Origin of the sequence: Sphingomonas sp. CFBP 13714, assembly GCF_014842205.1 — a bacterium.
GTDB classification, from domain to species: Bacteria; Pseudomonadota; Alphaproteobacteria; order Sphingomonadales; family Sphingomonadaceae; genus Sphingomonas; species Sphingomonas aerolata.
Genome location: NZ_JACYVG010000016.1, coordinates 1 through 23,833, shown reverse-complemented (window position 1 = coordinate 23,833; position 23,833 = coordinate 1). Strand labels below are relative to the sequence as shown.

Here is a 23,833-nt window from a genome sequence, read left to right as displayed (position 1 = left end):
CTAAACCATGCATTAATATGGGCTAATGACCACGCTATTCGTGCAATTCCCGAGAAAACTTGAAAAGAAAACGCTCTAGGCAATTGTAATCGAACAGGATCATGCATCATGGTCGACCTCTTCGTGGGATCATTGAGGGTAATGCATCATGCGGCGCTAAATGCTCGCTGGTCAGCGGGTTCAGATTGGGAATCTGCAGTCTCGTCACGGAACTAGAGCAACCAGTTGACGTGGGTGCAAAGCGTATGGCCTACTGAGAAATCCTCACACTCATGGGGGAGGGCGTTTGGGAGCGCGCAGTGACTATAGACTCTAGCGAACGTCGTTTGAACGCCATCGTGAATAACAGCATGATGGCGATCTTTCTCATGGATGAACGTCAGCACTGCGCTTTCATGAACAAAGCGGCAGAAGCGTTGACTGGCTACCGTTTGGAAGAGGCAGTTGACCGTCCCCTGCACGATGTCGTCCATCACCAGCGCCCGGATGGTACACCATACCTGTTCGCCGAATGTCCAATCGATCAGGCATTTCCCGACCGCGAACGGATGCAAGGCGAGGAGGTATTCGTCCATAAGGAGGGATACTTCTATCCCGTCGCGTTCATCGCATCGCCGATTACGGACGATGACGGTCAACCTGTTGGCACGATCATCGAAGTGCGCGATCTTTCGGCGGAAAAAGCCAGAGAGGCTGCGTTGCGGGAAAGCGAGGGCCGGTTCCGCAATATGGCGGATCATGCTCCGGTGATGATGTGGGTCACCGATGCGACCGGCTATTGCACATATCTTAACCGCCAGTGGTATGAGTTTACCGGGCAGACGATTGCAGAAGCGCACGGATACGGCTGGCTAGAGGCTACTCATCCTGATGATCGGCAGCGTACGGAAGCTGCCTTCGTCGCGGCGAACGCCAAACATGAACCTTTCCGCTTCGAGTACCGTCTCAAGCACGTATCAGGCGCCTACCGCTGGGCGATCGATGCTGCGAGTCCGCGGTTCGGTGACGATGGGGAGTTCCTAGGCTATGTCGGCTCCGTAATCGACATTGACGAACGGCGTGAAGCTGAGGAGCGACTTGGGGTCAGCGAAGAGCAATTGCGGCTTGCTCTAGAGGTTGCCGAAATTGGCCAATGGGACGTGGATCAAGCCACCGGCAGCATGTTCTGGCCACCGCGGGTCAAGGCGATGTTTGGTATCTCTCCGGGCGTTCCGGTCACGTTAGATGATTTTCATAATGGCGTGCATCCGGAGGACCGAGAGAAAACACGCGAGGCTTACGAGTCCGCAAGCGACCCTGATCGCCGCACTCTGTACGACGTAGAATACCGGACCATCGGCAAGGAGGACGGTATTACCCGGTGGGTTGCAGCAAAGGGGCGTGGCCTGTTTGATGGGCAGGGTAATTGCTTTCGGGTGATCGGGACCGCGATCGACATCACGGCCCGAAAGGCAGGCGAAATTCGCCTCCAGCAGCTCAACGATCGCCTTGAACACGAGGTCACCGCACGAACCGCTGAGCGCAACCGAGTATGGGAGATGAGCCGCGATCTGCTCGCCATCATCGGCTTCGATGGTTTCCTGAAGACCATAAATCCGGCGTGGGAAGCAACCCTTGGCCACGATACCAAGACGTTGTTGTCTCTACCTTTTCATGAGCAGGTTCACCCTGATGATTACGATGCGGTCCAGAGTATCGTGAAGCGGCTGCTTCACGGCGAGACTGTGGAGCGCTTCGAGAGTAGGGTCGCTCATGCAGATGGATCGTGGCGCTGGATCTCTTGGACACTCGTGCCGGAAGGCGATGTCTTCTACGCAGTCGGACGTGATGTCACGCCAGAGAAGGCTGCTGCTCACGAACTTGAATACGCGCAGGAAGCACTTCGCCAGAGCCAGAAGATGGAGGCGATGGGCCAGCTTACTGGTGGCGTCGCGCATGACTTCAACAATCTGCTCACGCCGATTCTCGCGGCGCTCGATATGCTTCAGCGGCGAGGCGTCGGCGGCGACCGCGAACAACGGCTGATCGAAGGTGCTATTCAATCGGTCGACCGGGCCGCCACGCTCGTTCAGCGTCTCCTGGCGTTCGCGCGACGGCAGCCGCTGCAATCATCTGCTGTTGACATCGGCAAGCTTGTCGAGGGAATGGCCGACCTTCTTGCCAGCACGACCGGCCCTCAGGTTCGGGTGGTCGTCGACCTGGCAGACGATCTACCGCCTGCCAATGCAGATCCAAACCAGCTAGAAATGGCGCTGCTGAACCTCGGCGTGAATGCGCGCGACGCTATGCCTCAAGGAGGCACGCTTCGGATAACAGCAACTCGCGCCAGCGTCCGCACCCCACGCGGAGCGCTTAAACGCGGGCATTATGTCCGCTTGGTAGTCGCCGACACTGGCGTCGGGATGGATCCGGTCACGCTAGCTCGCGCGATCGAGCCATTCTTCTCGACCAAAGGCATCGGCAAGGGCACTGGCCTTGGCCTCTCGATGGCGCACGGACTGGCAGCTCAGCTAGGCGGTGCGCTTACTATTCATAGCCAGGAAGATGTTGGGACCAATGTTGAACTTTGGTTGCCGGTCAGTGCCCTCCTTTCTGATGGAAACGAATCGTTTGCGGAGGTTACAGCGATTAACAAGGGGCGCGGCCTTGCACTCCTCGTCGATGATGAAAACGCTGTTCGGGCCAGCACAGCTGATATGCTCGAAGAACTTGGATACGAAGTTCGCGAAGCGAACTGCGCAGAGACTGCTTTGGCGCTTGTTGCGAATGGATTGCTCCCTGACCTACTGGTCTCGGACCATCTTATGCCCGGCATGAGTGGGGTGGAGCTTGCATCAGAGCTCCAAAAAGCGTTGCCCAATTTGCCGGTATTGATCGTCTCTGGTTACGCGGATATTGAGGGTCTTGCTCCGGGCCTGCCTCGATTGGTAAAGCCCTTCCGGAGCGCAGAGCTAGCTGCGAAACTCACGGCACTATAAGGTTGCAGGGATAACAACATTGAACTGCGCCGCTTTGGCCGCCTCTGCCTATCCCCGGATACCAAGTATGCCGTTCGCATCCATTGGAGTAGTGAGAGCTTCGTAAAATGGTAGTTGGCAAGTGTGCGGCGCCGCTCGGATCAACCCACGCAGATGCTCGCCCCCGGGATCAATATTGGGGGTTCGGTGATTCAGAATACGCGAACAGATCAACTCATCACGTCTCGGCGAGACCGTCGTCTGAGGTTCACCGGACCTCAACCTTCTCGGCCTATTGCAAGGGTATGATCATGCTGCGCAACTTTGCTATCGCCGCTGCGGTTATCGTGGCGGCGCCTGCCGTCGCGCAGGTGCGCGTTACTGTCAACGGCGAGTCATTCGACGTGCCCGCGGGCACAACGCGCGTTATCACCTATTTGCCGAGCGGTAAGCAGCAGATCTCTGATCGGCAATGGGACGGCCAGATCGGTACCGAAGTTGCCTCCGGGGGCATTGTTATAACCGAGACCGTTGAGGAGGACGACCACGGTCGCATCCTTTCGCGCAAGGTTGCCACGCAATTTGAACCACAGCGCGTTGCCTACACAAGGCGGATTCCGACCTACCGGCAGGCCATCCATCGCCATCCCGCTTATGTGCCACCGCGCCTCATTCCGGATCTATCTAAACTCTCGGAGACTCAGCCACCGTCGATGCCCGGGGTGATGCGCATCAAGCGTGATGGCCGGAGCGGACACTTTATCGCGAACATTCGCATTAACGGCGTTGCGATCAAGGCAATCATTGATACTGGGGCGACCTACACGCTGCTCACGCCTGAGGCAGCTCATGCGGTCGGCGCGTACCAGTCGATCATCCGCAACGAGCGGGCCGTCGGCATCGGCGGCATGGCCACCGTGGCTGTCGCCAGGCTCCGTACGATGGAAGTCGCCGGACAGCAGTTCGGCAGCATGATCGCTCGCATCGGTCAGCGTGGCATTGCCTATACACTTCTCGGCCAGACCGAGATCGCCCGGCTTGGCCGCGTCGTGATCGAAGACGGTGTCATGACCATCATCCCGCAAGGCGCCCAGTAGGCCTTGCGCTAACACCTATGTCAGGAGGATGCATCGTCGCAAGTGGTTGCCGCATCAACGGAGGTACATTCACACAGGCTTTGAAAGGCGATCCGCATTCTGTTCGGGGATCATGAACACCGCTGCACACAACACTCTTTACGATAACATCGGCGATTTGGCAGGTCACCCGTTGGATGTCAGGCAATAACTCAGTCGGGCGGTAAAATACATCCTCAATCAGGAAACACAAATGTTTGGTAAAATTATAAAAAAAGTGATTGTTTTAAATGTCTTTATAGAAAGACGGTCAATAAAAAAGATCTGTACCTAAAAATACCGGTATCAATTGAGCCTATAACAAATCATCGCCGACCCACTTTCCGTGCGCGCTTTGTGGCGCCGCCTATGAACAAGAGTGGAGACAGCCTTGGAAGACCGCCGAAACCTTAACGTGGTAAAAAAGCAGAATACGCTTTTGCTCCATTATGGCACAACGTTAGGCCAGGTCTGTGTCATTAACGCTCGTAAAAAATAGCAATACCTTTAACAATCTATACCGAAGTAACGGGCTTTTGCAACTAGCCGGAAGCTGTCATTTATAGAGAAACAAGTGATGTGATGGGCAGACGGGTGCTAATTGTTGAAGATAACGAGCTTAACTTGAAACTGTTTTGCGACTTATTGCGGGCGCATAACTTTGTTGTCGAGCCGGTACGCGACGGTCGCGAAGCCGTAACCCGGGTTCGTAAATTTCACCCTGATTTGATTATTATGGACATTCAGATGCCGTACGTCTCCGGCTACGATCTGATTCTCGAGATGATGAGTGACAAGAACCTTCGGACAATTCCGATAATGGCCGTAACAGCTTATGCCGGCCCTGACGATGAAGAGCGGATCCGAGCAGCTGGTGCGCAATCTTATATCTCGAAGCCAATAACCCTGGCGCGGTTTTTAGACGGGGTGAACGCGTTGCTTTGACTCTAGAAACCTAGCGGTCTTGGAAGTGCAAACCATCGCTCGATGAGTTTAATCCAGGGTTCGTCGATCAAAGCCGGAAGATGATGGTGACAGCGAATGCGACGGCGGATAAGAAGACCGCTGGACAATTATCCTAGCGGGTCACAACGCAGCACCAGACCTTCAGCCGTCCGAACATGATCTCAATGCGGCTGCGGCGCTTGTCGTAGTTAATAAGCTCGAGCCGGGGCCTCCAACCTAGAATGCACGGCTGTATGCTCTTGGCCAGAAGGCAGCCCTGAGCCAGCCAGCGTCGTAGCCGCAACCGCCGTGCAGCCATTGTGCCTTGGGTAAATCGTCCAGTAACGCAGCTGCACCGATGTAGTCGCTGAACTGTCCAGCGGTCATGAAGAAAGTGAGCGGACTGCCGTTTACGTCGGTCACGGCGTGGAGCTTCGTGTTCATACCGCCCCTTCGACAAGCTTAGGGCAGGCTTTGGTGAGACCGATCAAGCGCCCAAGATCCCCTTTTTAACCGGCAGGCTCGATGCCGTGCGGTGCGCCTTTAGCGACGTCTTTGGGTCGGCATCAACGGCAGCCAAGCCGTCCATTATGCTATGGAGCACATCCATCTCACCTCACCGTTTCCAGCAATTGTAGAGCGTTCTGTGTAGGCCTTAGTTGCTGAACGCATCACGCTAGCTAGGCTCATTGCGGTTCACGAAAACGATACTGCTCAATACCTGCCGGTCGGCAACTTGCGGCTTGCCCTGGCTCCCAAGGAAATGACCGCAGGTGCGCCATCTGCTCGTCCGTCAGCCAGTACAGATCGCATCTCAGGTCTTCTCACGGAGCCTGAGTCAGATCGCGCTTTTTACATTATGGGTCGGAGCCGTTCTTAAATAACAGCTCACTCGCTTGGTATTGTGCGAGACGGTCAACGGTATATTTTTGCGCACGGCTTCAAGGCATGGCTACTATCGAAGCCGACTTTACAAGGCTCGTACGGAGACAGGACTGCGATCTGGCTGTTAGACTGCCTGTGGGGAACTAAGACTGGGATCAGAACTCGCCGAAACGCTCATTTCGACTGCGCGTCGTTCGGCCGCTTTGAGCAGCTCGTGCTCTGTCAGAGCTCGGTGATCGATCCACCACTTTGCGTCAGTGATAAGGACACAGATCTGGTAGCCGTCTTTCTGTGTAACAGGCTGGGCAACAAGCTTGCAAAAGCGGCTAGCTCGAAGGATTGATGCCCATGCGACCTGACGATCGCTGCCAGTGAGCGATGGAAGATCAAGGTGCGCTATGGCTGCACCGTCACGAACCTCCGCTTCCGCTTGTTCAGCCTGTTTGGTTGCAAGAAAGCAGGTAGTGCACCTAGTCGTCTCTAGCCAGCGGGCTTTCCGCTCTTGCTGGCTTGCGAAGCCGGCGACATAGTGAATTTGCTCATGCCCGCAGGCGTGCGTGATGATCTTGCTCATAAAGCGAAGATGCTCGACAGCCATGTCAAGGCAACGCGTATGAGTCAGGCTGAATCTGGAATGCGGCAAGCCGTTGACGTGTAACGCCTGCCGGTTGGTTAACATTTGGATTGGCCCATTGTTTCGGCTCGGCCTGGTCAGGCTGCGGTCAAAGGCTGATATTCCGCCGAGCCATTTCCAAGAACGCCAAATCGCCGATCGGCGTGCGAGGCTCGGCTTTGAAGATGTCGGCCAGGTCGAGCAGATCGTTGTCGGCAAGGCTTGTTATGGACGTCTCGATCTTGGCAAGGCGTTCAACGGCGCGATCACCACGATCGGTGATCCGCTTCATTTTTGTCTTAAGCATGCACTCTCCTACCATGCGCGTCTTCGTGCGGGCACCCCACGGAGATGGGGCCGACTTGGCACTACGCTGCCGCGGCATCGTCCGCTTGAAGGAACGAGACGAACAGGTCGGTCGATGACCGCAAATTCCGTGCGCTTGCCGCCAGATCGCTGGCGCTGCCCCGTACCGACGCGGACAATAGGGCGGCAGACCCTGCAGCTTCCGCCACGCCGTCGATCCGGGTGCCGATTTCCTCTGCGGCACCGACCGCTCGCGCTGCACCCGCATCCACCTCCTGCGCCGTGAAGCGCTGCTCGCCAACTGCGGTCGCGATTCCCGATGCCGCGACTGAGACCTGGCCGATCGCGGTATTGACGCTGCGCAGCTTCTCGCCGGTATCTGCCACGCCCTCGCGAATTCCGGTAAGCAGCATGCTGATTCGGTTGCTTGCCTGCTTGGTATCCGCCGACAAGCCTTTTACTTCGCCCGCAACGACCGCGAACCCGCGCCCCGCGTCGCCCGCCCGTGCCGCCTCGATCGTCGCGTTCAGGGCCAGCAAATTGGTTTTGTTCGCCAGCTCTCGGATGTCATCGAGAATGACTTCGATCTGGACCGCATGATCCTCAAGCATCGCGACCGTCTGCACGCTGCGATGCGCTTCCAGGCTCGCCACCACGGTCAGTTGCGATTGCTGGTCGGCTGCAATCGCGATCGTCCGGATCGATTCCGACAGGTTGCGGATCGACGACGCGACATGCGCGATATCGCGTGCTGCTCGGCCTGCGCCTGATGCCGCCTCAACCGCATCCTGGGTCGCGTCGCCGGTAACGTCCTCGAGCCGCACTGCCGCATGCTCTAGTCGTTCGGTCGCCTGTCCGATGCTCTTCACGACGGACGTCACCGAATGATCGAACTCGTTCGCTAGCACCACCAGCTCGCCGCGCCGCTCGCTCGCGATCCGTGCCGCCTGCTCTTCACGCTGCCGGCGTTCGCGCGTCGCCACCGCCTCCGCTGTGCGCGCCTGAAGCATCGCTTCTTCGGTCTGCCGCTGGCCATCCTTTGCCACTTGGGTCAACTCGCGCGACCGCCGTAACGCCGCACTCTGCGACTGGAACAGCCGCTCGAGCTGGATCGTCAGCACCGTCAATGCGCCAAATTGCAGCCCGACCGCCACGACATGAAAGATCACCCGGCCAAGATTGCCCGAGCCGGTGAACACAAACTCCGGGGCCCACCATTGGAGGGCAAGATGATGGACCGCGGTCAGCACCGTCGCCAGCGCGATCGGCCGCCAGTCCGCTAACATTACCAGTGCCGCCATTCCGACGAAGAAATACATGTGTGCATCCATCTGCCACGGATGCCCCTTGAGCAGGAAGACGAGCATCGCTGGTATCACCGCGGCGAGCGATCCCATTAATGTCCGGGCCTCGGCATCATAGCGCCCGCTGAGCGCCATCGCAGTTGGCCCCGCCGTGATGATGGTGCCAATGACCAGCAGCGGGACACCCGTGCCCGCGCCCAATATGGCGTTACCTATCAGCAGCCCCCCGAACGAGGTCCAGCCGATCAACGCCCATGCTTGGACAGCGCGACGCCGCAACCGGTCGAGCGGGTTGAGTCCGGCATCGTGTCTAAATTCCACGGTGGCCCCGAACTTCGCCCTGAGATCCAACCAGGAAAACGCTGGCTTTAGCGCTGAAGTGATGTGGTTCATACTGGCCTCCCAGCGCCGCCATTTGCCCCACAGCCTGCGGGCGGAGCGGCCATGATGACGGTATTCCATGCGACCCGGGGGGCGATGCGGGCCCGATCACCAACGACGACCAGCGATCCCGGAAACGGCCCGGCCCCGAGCAACGCCGCACCGCCCGTTAACGCGCCCTGCACGATTGCTCCGCCATCTGAACCGAGCGGCACCAGAAGCATCGAGCCCGATGCTGGCGGCCACATCGTCAACGCGACAAGCCCAAACGTTGCAGCGACGATCTGCGCAGGGACCAACATCCGGTTTGGCGGGAATTTCATACGCTAACCTATGCACTGCCCGGTTAATGCAAGGTAAGTTCGCGGTCCATGATTGCGCCCGATCTCGCGTCAATAGAGATCTGATTTGTGACGCAAGCCGGCAGGCATCGCGGAAGACCGGCCATATTGGATTCGCGTCAACAACAAGCGAATTGGTTTGCGATTGGGCAGTCTTGCTTAGGGTAAGGACCCATTGGTCATAGCCAGAAGATGACGGTAGCCGCGAGCGTGATAGTAGAGAAGAAGGCGGTCGGGCAGCGGCCGTAGCGATTGGCCACTCGGCGCCAACTCATCAGACGGCCGAACAAGGTCTCGATGCGGTTGCGACACCGGTAGCGGCACTTGTCGTATCTGATTGGCTCGTTGCGCGATCTGCGGTCCGGGATGTAGAGTTGGATGCCCTTGGCTTCCAAGGCGACCCTGAACCAATCGGCGTCATAATTACGGTCGCCAAGCACCCGACGATTGTCGACCCGAGGCTTGCTATGGCTCTTAATAAAGAACGGTTGCAGACGCGCCATCTGCCTATCTGTCAGCCAGTACAGGTCCCTTATCCACGCTCTCCCCACTTAGCATGAGTCAGATCGCGCCTCTCACATCAATAGGTCCTGACCCTAATGGCGCTAAACGTATAGGCGCCATGGGCGCCATGGGCGCGCTTCCATCGGGCAGCGCGATCAGATTGATAATTCGATCGACGGTAATCACTTTCGAAATCAACCGAACACCATCGCAAGAGGCGATAGGCCGCAGCAGGTGAGCTTCGCCTTGAGGGTGGCAGTAGGCTAGAGAACTTATTGATCTGAGAAGTCCAATCTGCCTCGCGCTTCGTGCAAGAACGAGGATGGTGGCGGTGTGTGGTCGTAAATCGATGGATGCCGATACAAGACTTTTTGTTCAATAACACGTATCGATCATTAAGACGCGTTTGCGAACTAGGGTCTTTTACCGTTGAGCACAGTATCGACTGACCCGCTTTAAAACTTATCGATCAACGGCGTTCATTGCGCGGACCCGAGCTTGCTAAATCTCAGATAAAAACACCCGCCAGCCTCGAAAGGCTGGCGGGTGTTTTAAGATAGATGGACACTGGGACCATCTATCAAATTTGCTTAGGCGTATGCGACCTTCGCTTGGCGGCGACGAACACGCATCGATGCACCGATCCCGCCAATACCGAACAACATGATCGCCCAGGTACCTGCCTCGGGAACTGCCGAAGGCTCAAAGGTTGCTGTGCCGGCATAGGACCCATTGCCACGCGACATGCCGTTTACAACGATCTGATTCGGCGCACCCGAAGCAATAGCCAGGTTGTTGATCTCGAAAAATTCAGCATTGCCCACAATGGTCTTCGTCGCTGCGAAGCCATTGATAAAGACCGACAGTATGTCGAGATCGGTAGAGCTCGTCAGCCGCGTGGTGTTCGTGCTCAACGTACCGCTAGCCAGACCGGCCTGATCGATGACGAAATTAAAAGTATCTTGGAATGCGCCCATCCCGATGCCCGAACGACCGAAATCTGCCGAAACGGTACCATTCGTGATATCACCGCTGACCGTGAACTCCGGGTCGCCCGGAGTGTAATCAATTGCATGAGCCGCTGGGGCCATCGCGAACGCGGATACGAATGCCATAGTCGAACAAAGTAGACGCTTCATGACGACCTCCTTCACCTTATGCCTAACGAAAGTATAATGGAGGACATGACGACTCACAAAACGATATATTGCTGAAATTGGCTGTTAGCCGAATGATGTCTATTTTCGGGACAGCTGTGTCTTTTCAATCACAGGCGGCGCTGACTTGAACGCGCCACGATCGTTGATCGTCGGCATGCAGGTGGTAGCCGAGGCGATCGATCTGCCGACTTTACGCCATCTTGTCTCAGCAGCCTTCGGCCAGCCTTGGACGAGCTGAACATGGCAGAGCCACTTAATCGGAGGCAGGCGGTAGGGCTTGGGGCTGTCGTGGTGGCTGGCTGGGCAGTCGGGCAGGTGCTGCGTCGCACGGCTCCAATCGGTCGGGATGTTGGGCCGACCGCCGACCTGATCCTGACCAGTGGAAATTCACCCGAGCAAGGTCCAGCCGATGCGACCCTCCGGCTTGCCGTCTTCACCGATTACCGCTGCCCCGCCTGCCGTCATGCCTTCCACGCTTTGGAAGGGGCGGTGGAACGCGATGGAAAGGTTAGGGTCGTCTATAAGGACTGGCCAATCTTCGGTCCACCGTCCGAACGTGCTGCGAGCATCGCGCTCGCCTGTGCCGAACAGGGGATCTATCCGGCCATTCATCGCCAACTGATGACCGACAGTCGTATCATCGACGACGACATGCTGCGAGACGTCGTTACCAGTGCCGGAGGGGACTGGCAGCGCGCGACGACGTGGCTTGCTTTACATGCAGAAGCCGTCGCCGCGCGCCTACGTGCAAACGGTCAAGAGGCCTATTCGATCGGTCTGACCGGCACCCCGGGCTATCTTGCCGGACGTATGCTGGCGATGGGAGCGATCGAGACAAGTGACTTTAAACGGCTGTTTGCGCGGGCTCGAGCGGACGGCTGATGATCCGGGAGGATGCAAACATGATCGAACGCCCTGTCGGAAGAAACACGTAAGTCGTCACAGGCAGGATCGGCGATCGCGTCTTGAGACGATCAAGAGGCTGTCGTCGGATGATATCCTTCTGTCGTGCACGAGTCAGTGACGACAGGTCGACCTTCTCAGATACACTCCTAAACCAAGTATTTATGTCTGACGTTTTGACTGACGTAGATCCTTCCGCGACGAAAACGGTTGCCCGGATTTATGACGCGGGGTGTGCAACATGCTCGCCTAGCGGACGTTAATGACCGTGTCTAAAGTGCACGGCGAACCAAGGAACGGCGCATGGAAGTAAACACCGAGGGCGAAGACACGGGCTCAGAACGACGTGAAATACACTTCCTTGCGGCCCTATTGGACGAGTTGATGCGAAAGATGCTCGCAGCCGGCGCTCTGACGCAAGCCGACTTAAACGAGATAGAATCAGCCGCAGCTAAGCGGGTCGGTGGGCAGCCGCGTGCCTGGTAGTTTCCGGCTTCTCTCAACACGGCAGTGATGCCCTTTAAAACCGTGACGAGGTATCCCCCATCAGGTTTGTGATCTGGCGAAAGCCCGCGCCTGCAGGGAGCTTGCTGGCATAAAGCACACGTTTGTCGCGCAGTCGTAACTGCGACCGCTTTTTTACATATCTGACCGCGTAGTGACAATAATGGAGAGGGAGGCAGTCCCTCCGCTATCAAGGAAGCCGATGGCGTTAGAGGTTATCGCCTGACGCTGATGACCGCGGTAGTGGCCGTCAGCTATCAAGCTGCTGATTTCAAGCCCAATAAATCAGCTTGCTTATTAACCTAGATAAAGCTCTGAAGCGAGCATGGACCAATTATTCACCAAGCTGGAAAGGGTTACCGCCCTATCAGACGATGACCGATCAGGCCTGCTCGCGCTTTTCAGCGACACGCATCATTTCAAAAAAGGCGGAAATATTCTACGTGAAGGTGAACAACCCGAGCATTTGCATGTCTTGATTGACGGATGGGCAGCTCAATGCGTGGCCCTAGTGGATGGATCGCGGCAGACCACAGCCTTTCTGATGCCTGGTGATTTCTGCAACGGCGAAACGACGCTTCTAAAGCGCTTGGATCATGGCGTAGTCGCTCTAACGCCGGTGACAATCGGCACTGCAAGGCGCGAACGTCTGATAGCCCTACTGCTTGATCGCCCCAATGTGGCGCGAGCCTTCTGGCAGACGACTCTTGTTGACGCGGCAGTGCTGCGGTCGTGGTTAGTCAATATCGCCCACCGGGATTCATATCGACGCATCGCGCATCTGATGTGCGAGCTGCATACCCGTCTCTCATGTCTAGGTCTCGTGAGCGGTTCGACCTGTGTTGTGCCACTTACGCAGCAACAACTGGGCAATGCCCTTGGACTTACGCCGGTTCATGTCAACCGAATGCTTAGGCGGCTTCGCAATGAAGGGTTAATGGAGTTTCGGAAGCGTACCTTGACGCTGCATAATATCGCAGAGTTACAAGAGGTAGCCAACTTTGATTCCGGTTATCTCCATATTAGGCCAGACTAGGGAAAGACAAATAGATATTCTATTGAAATACTTTAATATAAGTTACTATCGATGCATCATCGCAGTACGATCGCGCGCTGACGCGCGAGCGCGTAATGATTGGGCTTGCTGCGGCAAAGCGTCGCGGACGCCAAATGGCCGCCCCCTGATGATCGATACCGAAACCTTCGAACGGATTACGGCCGCGCTGGATGGTGGGGCCAGCAAGGCATCTGTCTGTCGAACCTTCAAGGTACCGCGCTCGACGCTAATCGGTACGCTGGACCGGATCGGCTGGACCGCACCCGCGAAGACCTAACTCGATCACATCAGGCAGTCTGTCCGAAGAACACACGGCAATCGAGAATAGGCTCTGCAGGGTCGCTCATGCTAGGTGATATGCCGTAATCACGGCGCCAAACGACGGGCAACTCGTGCCTCATCATATGCGGTGCGTCCCAAGATGGACCATTGATCGGCAATTTCGTGAGCTTTCGGCAAACGGATCGCTTCCTCGTTAAATATCTGTTTATCTTGGACATCGGAGCGGTCGAACCTAATTGCATGCCCCCCCCCTCCAAAGATACAGAGATTATAATGAACGATGACATCAACGCGGTCGAGTTGGCCGCTGAACTGACCGCTGCGTGGTTGGCCAATTCTAACACCCGCACGAATGCGGAGGATGTGCCCGCATTTTTGCGGTCAATGCATGCCGCTGTCGATCAACTGTCAGGCACAGCTACTTCAGCAGCCCCGGAAGAAGCTGCTCAAGCTTATGAGCCTGCTGTCACGGTGCGTAAGTCACTGGCGTCGCCCGATCACATCATCTCGATGATCGACGGCAAGCCATACAAGACATTACGCCGCCATCTGACGAGCAATGGCCTTACGGTCGAGGAATATTGTGCGCGCTATAATCTGAAGCCTGACTATCCCATGGTCGCGCCAACGTATTCAGAAGCGCGTCTGACCATGGCAAAGTCGATCGGTTTGGGGCGCAAACCTGGTCAGACAGCTGAAAAGGCTAACGATGGTTCCCCTAAGACTCCGCGCAAACCTCGCGCAACGAAAGTTACCGAGGAGGTATAAGCGAAACGGGGGGGGGGCTAGCCCTCCCCGTATCCCTTCCGGCTTCGCTAAGTTTCACGATTGAGCGTTTACACATTCAAGGCCGATGGTGGCTTGTTTCGCGTCGTAAAAGAATTGAATTTCGGACGTCAGCGTCGCAACAACATCCATGGTCACGATGGCATCGACGAAGCCGAGTTCGTCGCAACCCGTGAGAAACGCGACGCATCGTTCCCACTACCCGACCTGATGCTTGCCGCGCTTCAGGTGAACATACGTGGCGGCCGACTGCCAGATACTGACGAATGTGGGACGGCGTTTCTCAAAGCGCCTTTGAACCGGTTTGGGCCTGCTGCCTCGTAGCTTCGGGCAAGCTAGAGCGGCTTGAGTTTTCGGTGTCAGGACCGACCGAGACCAGACGTGCCGGCTCTGGACGCCCCGCACCTAACGTTTCAAGGTCGTAGACATTGGTCAGGTTCGAGACACTTTCGGCTTTTGAAACAAAACTAGGGCTAGTCGCAGGCGATAATCCTGCCATCTTTCGCACATGATAATTCTGTACAGCGTACTTGCGGTCGTCTGGGGCCTCCCAATTGCTATCATACTGGCAACCTCAGTCGGCTATGGCGTTTCCCCTCGCTTCGCTCAATTTATGCGAACACATCTAGGGTTCTGACAACGGCATCACGTGCCGTGAGTCAGGTTATCGATAATGCACGACGACATCGGCTGTCTGTTTTTGCGTCGACTTGAAAGCAGCCGTTCTGACCTTACCGCGGAAACGCTCATTCCGCCTGCCGGAGTTGTAGAGCAGACCGTACAGACACACGGACCGGCGTTTGGGGCGGGCAGGTCTGCGCAGGCAGCAGCGTGGCAATTTTTGCTCGAGTGAAAAACGGCCTGTATCACCGCGGGATTGCAATTCTGAAATGCACTTGCGACGTAGACGGCTCTCTGCGAGGCAGGCCTCAGAGCCCGCTGACCCAAGACAGTGAGAGCTCGGCATCCCGCTCGCGACATTAATCGTGTCAAACGAGCGGGCGGGGTGCTTTACAAATATTCAACTATCAAGCGTGTAGCCAAAAACGAGGCTATGGCCTTCAGTACCGCGTACCTTTTTAGCGCCTCGCCATGTTTTTTCGCACAGCCACGCGGGGCGCTTTCGCTTGATCGAATTAGCACTTGCGGCCGTTAACGCCTCCTTTACCATAAGATTGTATCAAGGATCGTATTTGGAAAACTCGTCGATCGCTCGTGCATTGATGATTACTATCAATGAGGTGCATCATGAATACCTCCCACCGATCGAACTTCCCTGTGGCACACTCTGCGGCCTACACGATGGTTAGTCGGTACGGGGTAGATGCTGCCTTTGTCGCCCAACGGGAAGTCGATGCCAAGATTGAGCGTGGAGACCTTCAGGGGGCACTCGAAGTTGATCAGGTGCGCCGCGAACTTCTAGATCTCATCATAGATATAGAGCCTCCTGCGCATTACTGACCTACAGAAGCATAGACCCGTGGAATTATCGAGCTCTATTTGCTCGCCAAGTGTTTGATCGAACATCTGGTCGCTGGCGACGGCGGGGCGGATCAGCGAGGCATGGCAGGCGGACTACAACACGGTGCGTGTCAACAGCAGTCCTGCCGGGATGGCACTCGCCAACTTTACGACCGCCCCCGCCACGGGCATATGGAGAACGCGCGAAGTTAGCTGCGGCCCGGCAACATCCGCAGCGTCAACGAGCAAGCGGACCGTAGTGCCGAAGAAGCGGCAAAGTTGGGCTTATTCAGTAAGGGCCAAAGTGCCGGCGAGACGCCCGTCGAATGCAGCGAATTCCAAGCTTCTGGACATTGATTCTCAGTCGATTGCACACTCGGATTCCAACTAGGTGAGGGTGAGGCGGAGGTTCTAACCGGCGGTCCATTTCGTAGGCCAATCGCCTGGAACGTCGCTTCTAGCGTAAAGATGAGGGTGGGCTGCCCCTACTCTCACCACGGTCCGCTTATGCGGACGGCTACGGGGACTTTGATACATCACCACTCGAGCAGAGAGTCAAAAAGACCTGCCAGTTGCGGTTAATGCGCCTTTCACTGTATGGAATTACAATTACGAAATAGAATTCCTGCATAAGTCCCCTTGTCGAAAGACAAACACTTTTAACTCGGGGGGGTCATATGCGTTACTGGCCTATCGGTAAGCCCATTAGGGCTTAATATTGTCACCAGCCTGAGCAGCTATCATCTTTTACTGCCGCATTTCGCAGGGGGTAGCGCAATGCGTCACTGAAACAGTGGTAAGGCTCGCAAAGGCTGCTGATTAATACCTTTGTCTTTAACCTAACATATCCAATACGCGATATTGGAATACCGCAAAGCTCGATAACGGCTAAGCTCGAAAATGCCCGGCTTTCCAAGCCGGGCATTTTTTGCCATCAAGACCTGGTCATGTTCTTTACCGGCATCTCAAAGGTGAAGGCACGAGGAACAAGCCCAAGCACCTTTACGGCCTTTCGCATTGCTTCGTTATGCGTCGATATCGTGAAGTGGATTTCGGTAAACCACCCGTTTAGGTGAACCTTCCGAAACCGCGAAAGTACGGCAGCAAAGGCTGCAGGAGCGGTAGGCGAACCCCAGGCAAACGTGATTGTGAGCGTTCGATCATCATGGTCCTCGCCCCAATTGATACCGCCAACGCACGTTCCGCTTTCATCAAAAGCCAGAATTGCGGGATGGTCCCATTTGCATGGTGGATATCTCAGCCAACCATTGCGCTGATGGTCGACACCCGCGGCGTAAGCAGCCCTCAGGCCTTCCTTGCTATGTGCGAGTTTGGTAACATGCTCCAAGCGTAGACTCATGTTATAGTTCTCCGCCTACGCTTGAACATCATGACCCCAAAATGGCGCACACCGGTGGTCATTACCAGTCCCAGCCGCGTACGTGGCTCTGCGTGGCTGTAGATCGATGGATGCCGATACCAGGACGTGTGCTCGGTACCTGACGGCGTCCATTCAGGCGCGTTCGCGATCTCGGGGTTTGGGCTGTTGGGCGCAGTATGGGCCATCCCGCTTGCCCAATTATCGATCGACGGCGCCCACCGCGCCACATGGGTTCTTCTACAGACCCATTGCGCCGGATGTTAAACAAAAACAGCCGCCAACCTTGAGAGGTTGACGGCTGCCTTCACACAGATGGCCACTGGGACCAGCTGTGAAATATGCTTAGGCGAATGCAATCTTCGTCTGGCGACGGCGAACGCGCATCGATGCGCCGATCCCGCCGATACCGAACAGCATGATTGCCCAGGTACCAGCCTCGGGAACTGCTGCCGTCGGCTCGAAGGTCGCGGTGCCGGCATAGGAGCCGTTGCCACGCGACGTGCCGTTCACGACGATCTGGTTCGGCACACCCGAAGCGATCGCGACGTCGTTGAGCTCGAAGAATTCGGCGTTGCCGACAATGGTCTTCGTGGCTGCGAACCCATTGATGAACACCGACAGGATGTCGAGATCGGTCGAGCTCGTCAGGCGCGTGGTGTTCGTGCTCAGCGTGCCGCTAGCCAGACCAGTCTGATCGATGATGAAGTTGAAGGTATCCTGGAATGTGCCGGCCGCGATGCCCGAACGGCCGAAATCTGCCGAAACGGTACCATCGTTGATATCGCCGCGAACGGTGAATTCCGGATCGTTCGGGGTGAAGTCAACTGCATGAGCCGCTGGGGCCATCGCGAAGGCGGATGCGAATGCCATGGTCGAAAAGAATAGACGCTTCATGTTGGTTTCCTCGAGTTTGTCCTTAACGAAAGGATAACGGGGGCCATGGCGACACGCAAACCGCTCTATCGCAAAATCCGGCTATGACCTTGATAATGTCGACTTTCTGGAAAATCGTGCCTTTTCCGTCACAGACGACGCTACGGAGACCGCTCCCCGTAGGCTTTGGGCAAAACTTTCCCTGCAAAAAGACCGGCTCAAGACGACCCCTGCGGGAATCGAACCCGTGCTTCAGGCGTGGAGCCGTAATTCGCTTCATTTTCAATAATGCTTGCCTGAACGCGCCTCAAAATCGGCGTCATGTTCAGGAATGGGTTGCGGCGCACGGGCCATCAGCGATGGTATACTGACGAGTCTGGTGAAGCGGCCTGAGCGTTACCGCAACTAAGCTAGTGCGGCGTTTTCCGTGTCAAAGCACGAACGTGCGGCTTTGACCACTCCACCCCTCCTCATCGAGATGGGGCTGTCAGGTTCGCCGCGGATCGTCATGTCGTGGCTTAGTGCTCGGAACGATCCGCTGCCACTGGCCGCTGATTGCCTACGGGAGAACCAGTATGCTGCGCACCTCGAGTCCTGAAGTTCTGAACATCTCAGCAGACGAGGGGGCGGGCTGTTCGATGGGCCCGGCCTTGCTCTCAAACTCGACATCGAAGCGGCGTAAGCTTTGTCCGATCAGTTGCTCTCCAGATGCGCCTTAACCCGTCAGCAGCGGACAGTGTTCAGCCAGGCGCCCCACCCGGGCCTTCCTCGTCGGGGTGATGCGCTCGCGACATAGCCAGCGCATAAAAAAGAGCCGCTTTCAGCCGCCCAGGGAAGGCGTGCCGCTTTCGATAGGTTTCTATCGAATGGCCGGGCGTGAATACGGGTGCTGTCCTGCTAATATAGAACAGTTTTTGGTTGATCAAATTCGCAGAATCGTCGGCCCCACCTCGACCAGATGGTCAGAGCGAGGCCGTAGGTGTTAAATTTATCAAAACTTCTGATGGTTTAGGAACTGGGCTGGCGCGATCGCGGCCACCCCTCGCGTTGGAGATGTCGGCCTTGCAACTGCAGGCGGTCGTTCCGAGGTGCCAGCGCTGCAAGGCCTTTAGTTTAGGCGCAGTCGCTTGCGGTATGCTCGCCCAGTCTTGCTGCACAGAAAGCCGGAAATCCAGACATTTCTTAGGTTCGGGGCAAGCCGTTCTTCGTGCGGGCAGTCAGATAGCTTGCCGTCGATAGTCTGGCCCGCGACCCGACCAGCTTCGAAAGTTTGCTCCATAAATCGATCAATGCCTTGCATGGCAAAGGAGGTAGAACCCAACCCCTTTCTACCGAGCGAACAAAGTTCCTTTCTACCGAATGAACTCAGCCCCAGACACCGGCCCTATCCTCATCCGGATAGTACGCGCGGGAGAATCGTACACCGGTCGATCCGCAGGCCAAGCCAGGCGGGGTGGCGGGCGTTTCGGAACATCGGGGACCAGGTTGGGTAGGAACGCCACCTACGAAGCGGATCCGGATGTCGGCTCCGTTTCCGTGCATTGCCCTAAAAAACGGCGACCGTTTGGCTTTCCTTCATCCGCTTGCAGATCAGCAGCGCACGCTCGGCGCTGACATAGCCCAGATACATTCCGCGGTCACTGACGATGGCAGCGGCATTATCGTCGGGCCAGTTGGCCAACCTTAGACGCAACTCGACCGCGGGGGTTAAGCGCACCGGGCATAATGCCATAGCAAGTGTGTCATAAAGAAAAATGCAAGGGCGCGGTGGGTCTTTGCATCACGTTAAATCGAAAGTCTAAAATGCTATGATTTAACGGAGTTTTAGGCGTGCTAACGGATGACGGCCCTATGAACACCCATCGCGGCCTTGTGGCTGGTGCCGGCAAAGGTCGGCTTGATCGTAGGTATTCGAACCGAACGGCGATGAGTCTCCCAGCCGTGCTCATCACATCTCTTGCAGATGAGCATCCGGCTATTATCCAAAACGTGTCAACTTTGGGGTTCAAGCTCCGCTCGGAATACAGAGTTACGGTCGGACGGTTTCTTTCACTCAATATACCGGGGCTAACTGCCTACTCCGGATGGGTGGCGTGGTCGTATCTTGACCAATTTGGGCTTGATGTGGCTAACGCCATTCCGGAGCCGGTCATCGAGCACATCATCGCGATCGCGTTACAGGCCAGCGAGGGCGTTCACCATGAGGTCAAGCGCCGGAATCTCGACATTTGATGGCCCGGTCAGCCCCCATGAGTGATCGAGAGGTCTGGATACAGGCGGCCGCCATCCTGGCAGAACGCGGCGAACATACCCCAGATTATATCGTCGATCAGATGGTCGCTGCCATCGGCGACCCTGTTGCCGTAAAGAATTGGCACCGCATTGCCGCTGCAGTCGATGTTATTAAAGGCACGTGGGCATCTACCGCAAATTGCTGATCTCGGAATACGCTTCGGATCGTCGCAGCTGTCGCACAATCCCGGTGAACGAAGCCGTCACACTCTGGCTCCGGCCGATTTCGTTATCGTGCTGCTCACCTTCCCAGAACATGACGAGCGGCCAGCGCTAGGGGCAATGATGCCAGAGGCACCGCAGGGCTAGGCGCACCGCTGGCGTGTCCACGCGACCGCTGACAGTCTCACTGAGCGCGGCTCACAGAACTTGGACCGCCAGATTGATCATGATCCGTGTTTGATGATGCATTTGCCCACGGCACCTATCAGGAACAGGCTTGTAAGGAATCGATGTGACGGGACGGTGTCGCCTATGCACGAGCAATGATGAGGACGCAGTGATGAACACGTCGTGGCCTATATGGGGGCGAGCCGGATGGAGCAGGTCGAGGACCGGGCGCCACGGAAAGAGGCCAGCGCTACTTCGCAGGTCGCGTTTCGAGAAATGGCTGTCGCTGTTTGGCAGGCACTCACGCTGCCAGCGGTATTCGGATCCGGTTACTTAACCCGACCGACGGAAGCTACCCTCCTGAGGATTCACTTGTCAGCCATTAACCATTTCTTAACCAGAAAAAACCGAGAATGTGTCAGCGAGCGGAGTCATTTCGATCGACATGATTTAGTGCCATACGATCCGAGGGCTCGATGCAGATTATTATTTATATCAGCAGAGCCAAGCAGAACTTCACGTCAGGTGATTTGGCCGATCTTCGCGACCTCGCTGATGCCCGAAACCGTTCTGAAGATATTACTGGTCTTCTCCTATCTGACGGTACCCGCTTCATACAAGCGCTGGAGGGAGACGCTGCCGCAGTGCAGGCTGTGATGGATCGGATTGCTAAAGATCCGCGTCACGATAATATTAGCTATTTCAGGCCTATTACGACCAATTTTCGCCAATTCGAAAAGTGGAAAACGGAATATCTAGATGAGAGACATCTTTGCGAAGGAAGGGGATTCCTTGATCGTGTGATGAGGCATGTCGCAGATGTTGAATGCGACTCGATAAAAGCTGCTTTTATTGGATTTGCCGCTCTTTCACTGAGTCGGTGATTTACAGTCTAACTCCGACTCACGCAGTCCCTTGTTATCAGGAGGATATATATGATCTGTGGCTGCGAACGACATAAGGAAATCAACGCAGACCAGTTCTTGGGGTCCGAGGCTGTGCCCTTGATGATCCGCCTCTTCCGGTGCGGGGGGCGGTGAGCACCGGAAGACCGTGCGGCCTAGGGCGGCTGCATCGGGGCGCGCAGGCTCGACGACGAGCCGATCAATGAACCTGACCGAAAAGCGCTAACTGCCTTGGGACGAGGCGCTGCTGGACTCTTAGCGCACATTCAGCCGCTCAGCTCGAGGCGTAGCTCGACAGCGTCGCCAGACGAGCAGAGCATGTACGCCATACGCCGGTTACTCTTTGCTATTGCCTTCGCTTGGGAAGTCAAAGCTGGCTATGGCGGTCGTCAGTTCGCCCATTGGAAAGGTACGCCCCTAGAAGAGTGGCCAGCACTTGCCGACAACCGAGTTTGCGCGGCTGCCACTACCGTTCGCCATGTATTTTACCCCACCAGTAGCAGCGACATACGCTGCACGGCTTACCTGCTGAAAGCGGAGCACCTGCTGCCGGGGCACTGATGCGGCTTTTGGGTTGCCGAATGGCTGCTTTCAGATAGCGGATCTCCAACCCAAGCGTCTAACCCTGGGCGTAAAGCTGACCGGCCGCTTTTGAGCGCCGACTGTCCGCCATGCAGTGTCCAAAATTACACGATATTCGCCAATCGGGGTTGATGACGGCGTTTTGCGGCGATCGGGTGGCTGCCGTCCAAAATCACCTGAGACTGTTGAAAAACTCGGCGAGCAGGCAGTGCGGCCACCTTGCGCGTCATATGATTGCTTGCAGGCACCCTATTTTCCTCAAAGGATTACGAAGGTCGGCATAATAAGAGAAGAATGTTGCTCGGACCACCGCCTCTTCCAAGCCGACGTGACTTTTTCAACAGTCTCACCTGTTTGTCGCACAGTCGTGATTGCGACTGGGTTTCATATACCTGACCGCTGAATACAAATAATGGAGAAAGAAGCGGCCGTCCGCTATTGAGGGGGCTGATGGCGTTAGCGGCCGTCGCCTGACGCTGATGACTGCGGTAGTGGCCGTCGGCTATGAAGCTGCTAATTCTCAGCCCACTAAATTAGCTTGCTTGTTAAAGTGAATGAAGCTCTGAAGCCAGCATGGACCCATTAATTGCCAAGCTGCAGAGGGCTATCGCCCTATCGGATGATGACCGATCAAGCCTGCTCGCGATCTTCAGCAATAGGCGTTATTTTGAAAGAGGCCGAGATATTCTACGTGAAGGTGAACAACCCGAACACGTGCATGTCATAATTGCCGGGTGGGCAGCTCACCGCGTGACCCTAGTAGACGGATCGCGGCAAACCACCGCCTTCCTGATGCCCGGCGACTTTTGCAACGGCGAAACAACGCTTCTAAAGCGCTTGGATCATAGCGTAGTTGCGCTCACGCCGGTGACAATCAGCACTGCAACACGCGAACGCCTGACAGCCCTGCTGCTTGATCGCCCCAATGTAGCGCAAGCGTTCTGGCAGACGACCCTTGTCGATGCGGCAGTGCTGCGGACGTGGTTAGTCAATATCGCTCACCAAAAGGCGTATCAGCGCATCGCACACCTGATGTGCGAGTTGCATACCCGTCTCTCATGTCTTGGCCTCGTGAGTGGCTCAACCTGCGCTGTGCCGCTCACGCAGGAACAACTCGGCAATGCGCTTGGCCTCACATCGATCCATGTCAACCGGATGCTCAAAAGGCTTCGTAATGAAGGTTTGATGGAATTTCAGAAGCGTACCCTGACGTTGCGTCACCTCGAGGAATTACATGCGGTAGCCGGCTTTAATTCCAGATATCTCCACGTAAAGCCAATTCACTGATAGGATATCAAGTAATTCGACGAGATACTGCTTATAGAACACTATATCAAGGTATCAATTACTCGTTCGACCTTATCGATAAGAAACAAGGGGTATTTCCTCAGCCTGACCAGAATTGGTTATTTTAAGAATGATGCCACACGCCAAGTGTTCAAGGGGTGCCAGCTTGGTCTGGGCACCGCTCCATCGACAGTGTTGCGTTTGCGCTATAGCCGCCTCGGAACATCGCTTGATTTGAATATATCGCAGATATGGTAGTTACAGATTATCGGGGACTCAGCCGTGACTCAGTCAGATACATCTGTAGCAAAAAGATACGCCTATTCTTATGTTCGCTTTAGCAGCCCTGAGCAGATGAGCGGCGATAGCATCAGGCGCCAAACGGCGCTGGCCATTTCTTATGCCGATGAGTTCTCCCTCATTCTCGACGATCGCTTTACCTACAGAGACTATGGCATATCGGGTCTCCCGGGTCAGAACTCTGCTTCAGGGCGCCTTGGTGATTTCCTTGGGGCAGTTTCTGTAGGGATCGTACCACAAGGCAGCCTTTTGCTTGTCGAGAATCTTGACCGGCTGAGTCGAGAAAGCGCCTTGAATGCTCAGAGTCTGCTGACGCAGATTGTTCTTGCTGGGATAACGATTGTCACACTATCCGATCGGCGAACTTACTCGATCGATG

19 protein-coding genes and 2 pseudogenes are annotated in these 23,833 nt (G+C 56.0%); 13 read left to right on the top strand and 8 right to left on the bottom strand.

Annotated elements, in window-relative coordinates; all coding sequences use genetic code 11:
* Positions 1-272 precede the first annotated feature (272 nt).
* The 3 genes from IFT54_RS19630 (at position 273) to IFT54_RS19620 (ending at position 5,017) form a co-directional block, all read left to right on the top strand.
* On the top strand, positions 273-2,978 hold the full coding sequence (locus IFT54_RS19630; protein ID WP_274604178.1) for a PAS domain-containing hybrid sensor histidine kinase/response regulator: 2,706 nt from the start codon (positions 273-275) through the stop codon (positions 2,976-2,978).
* A gap of 284 nt (positions 2,979-3,262) precedes the next feature.
* The gene (locus IFT54_RS19625) at positions 3,263-4,054 is read left to right on the top strand and encodes a retropepsin-like aspartic protease family protein (RefSeq protein WP_192071890.1); all 792 of its coding nucleotides are present in this window, start codon (positions 3,263-3,265) and stop codon (positions 4,052-4,054) included.
* A 600-nt stretch (positions 4,055-4,654) separates the two neighbouring features.
* Positions 4,655-5,017 carry a response regulator gene (locus IFT54_RS19620; protein WP_192071894.1) on the top strand — a complete coding sequence of 121 codons (363 nt, stop codon included), beginning with the start codon at positions 4,655-4,657 and terminating at the stop codon, positions 5,015-5,017.
* Positions 5,018-5,084: 67 nt separating this feature from the next.
* On the opposite strand, the pseudogene IFT54_RS19615 reads toward IFT54_RS19620, so the two are convergent.
* From IFT54_RS19615 to IFT54_RS19590, 6 genes and pseudogenes are all read right to left on the bottom strand, one after another.
* Positions 5,085-5,799: pseudogene (locus tag IFT54_RS19615) on the bottom strand (IS5 family transposase).
* A gap of 227 nt (positions 5,800-6,026) precedes the next feature.
* The gene (locus tag IFT54_RS19610; RefSeq protein WP_192071889.1) at positions 6,027-6,476 is read right to left on the bottom strand and encodes a hypothetical protein; all 450 of its coding nucleotides are present in this window, start codon (positions 6,474-6,476) and stop codon (positions 6,027-6,029) included.
* A 148-nt stretch (positions 6,477-6,624) separates the two neighbouring features.
* Positions 6,625-6,822, bottom strand: a complete 198-nt coding sequence (locus tag IFT54_RS19605; RefSeq protein WP_244649306.1) for a hypothetical protein — start codon at positions 6,820-6,822, stop codon at positions 6,625-6,627.
* Positions 6,823-6,883: 61 nt separating this feature from the next.
* The gene (locus tag IFT54_RS19600; RefSeq protein WP_342354876.1) at positions 6,884-8,446 is read right to left on the bottom strand and encodes a methyl-accepting chemotaxis protein; all 1,563 of its coding nucleotides are present in this window, start codon (positions 8,444-8,446) and stop codon (positions 6,884-6,886) included.
* A 580-nt stretch (positions 8,447-9,026) separates the two neighbouring features.
* A pseudogene (locus tag IFT54_RS19595) lies at positions 9,027-9,287 on the bottom strand (transposase); the annotation flags it as partial.
* Positions 9,288-9,941: 654 nt separating this feature from the next.
* A complete protein-coding gene (locus IFT54_RS19590) occupies positions 9,942-10,490 on the bottom strand; it encodes an FxDxF family PEP-CTERM protein (RefSeq protein ID WP_042466505.1) in 549 nt (182 codons plus the stop codon).
* Between the two features lie 246 nt (positions 10,491-10,736).
* Here IFT54_RS19590 and IFT54_RS19585 point away from each other — a divergent pair, with 246 nt between their 5' ends.
* The 5 genes from IFT54_RS19585 (at position 10,737) to IFT54_RS19565 (ending at position 14,367) form a co-directional block, all read left to right on the top strand.
* A complete protein-coding gene (locus tag IFT54_RS19585) occupies positions 10,737-11,393 on the top strand; it encodes a DsbA family protein (protein WP_244649305.1) in 657 nt (218 codons plus the stop codon).
* 850 nt (positions 11,394-12,243) lie between these two features.
* The gene (locus IFT54_RS19580) at positions 12,244-12,954 is read left to right on the top strand and encodes a Crp/Fnr family transcriptional regulator (protein ID WP_192071887.1); all 711 of its coding nucleotides are present in this window, start codon (positions 12,244-12,246) and stop codon (positions 12,952-12,954) included.
* Between the two features lie 148 nt (positions 12,955-13,102).
* Entirely contained in the window at positions 13,103-13,252 is a 150-nt protein-coding gene (locus tag IFT54_RS21055) for a hypothetical protein (RefSeq protein WP_244649303.1), read from the top strand.
* A gap of 278 nt (positions 13,253-13,530) precedes the next feature.
* Positions 13,531-14,025, top strand: a complete 495-nt coding sequence (locus IFT54_RS19570; protein ID WP_192071886.1) for a MucR family transcriptional regulator — start codon at positions 13,531-13,533, stop codon at positions 14,023-14,025.
* A 60-nt stretch (positions 14,026-14,085) separates the two neighbouring features.
* Positions 14,086-14,367: a hypothetical protein gene (locus tag IFT54_RS19565; RefSeq protein WP_244649301.1), complete on the top strand. Its 282-nt coding sequence runs from the start codon at positions 14,086-14,088 to the stop codon at positions 14,365-14,367.
* A gap of 2,860 nt (positions 14,368-17,227) precedes the next feature.
* Here the strand turns inward: IFT54_RS19565 and IFT54_RS19560 are convergent.
* Together IFT54_RS19560 and IFT54_RS20830 are read right to left on the bottom strand one after the other, a co-directional pair.
* Complete coding sequence (locus tag IFT54_RS19560; RefSeq protein WP_192071885.1) at positions 17,228-17,779, bottom strand: FxDxF family PEP-CTERM protein; 552 nt, start codon at positions 17,777-17,779, stop codon at positions 17,228-17,230.
* 1,525 nt (positions 17,780-19,304) lie between these two features.
* Positions 19,305-19,439 carry a hypothetical protein gene (locus IFT54_RS20830; RefSeq protein ID WP_274604177.1) on the bottom strand — a complete coding sequence of 45 codons (135 nt, stop codon included), beginning with the start codon at positions 19,437-19,439 and terminating at the stop codon, positions 19,305-19,307.
* Between the two features lie 170 nt (positions 19,440-19,609).
* On the opposite strand from IFT54_RS20830, the gene IFT54_RS19555 reads away from it, so the two are divergent.
* The 5 genes from IFT54_RS19555 to IFT54_RS19535 all read left to right on the top strand — a co-directional run.
* The gene (locus tag IFT54_RS19555; protein WP_192071884.1) at positions 19,610-19,990 is read left to right on the top strand and encodes a hypothetical protein; all 381 of its coding nucleotides are present in this window, start codon (positions 19,610-19,612) and stop codon (positions 19,988-19,990) included.
* A 17-nt stretch (positions 19,991-20,007) separates the two neighbouring features.
* Complete coding sequence (locus IFT54_RS19550; RefSeq protein ID WP_192071883.1) at positions 20,008-20,196, top strand: hypothetical protein; 189 nt, start codon at positions 20,008-20,010, stop codon at positions 20,194-20,196.
* A 660-nt stretch (positions 20,197-20,856) separates the two neighbouring features.
* On the top strand, positions 20,857-21,264 hold the full coding sequence (locus tag IFT54_RS19545; protein WP_192071882.1) for a BLUF domain-containing protein: 408 nt from the start codon (positions 20,857-20,859) through the stop codon (positions 21,262-21,264).
* A 1,176-nt stretch (positions 21,265-22,440) separates the two neighbouring features.
* The gene (locus IFT54_RS19540) at positions 22,441-23,154 is read left to right on the top strand and encodes a Crp/Fnr family transcriptional regulator (protein WP_192071881.1); all 714 of its coding nucleotides are present in this window, start codon (positions 22,441-22,443) and stop codon (positions 23,152-23,154) included.
* Between the two features lie 282 nt (positions 23,155-23,436).
* Positions 23,437-23,833, top strand: a 397-nt coding sequence (locus IFT54_RS19535; protein WP_192071880.1) for a recombinase family protein, incomplete at its 3' end; no start/stop codon positions are given.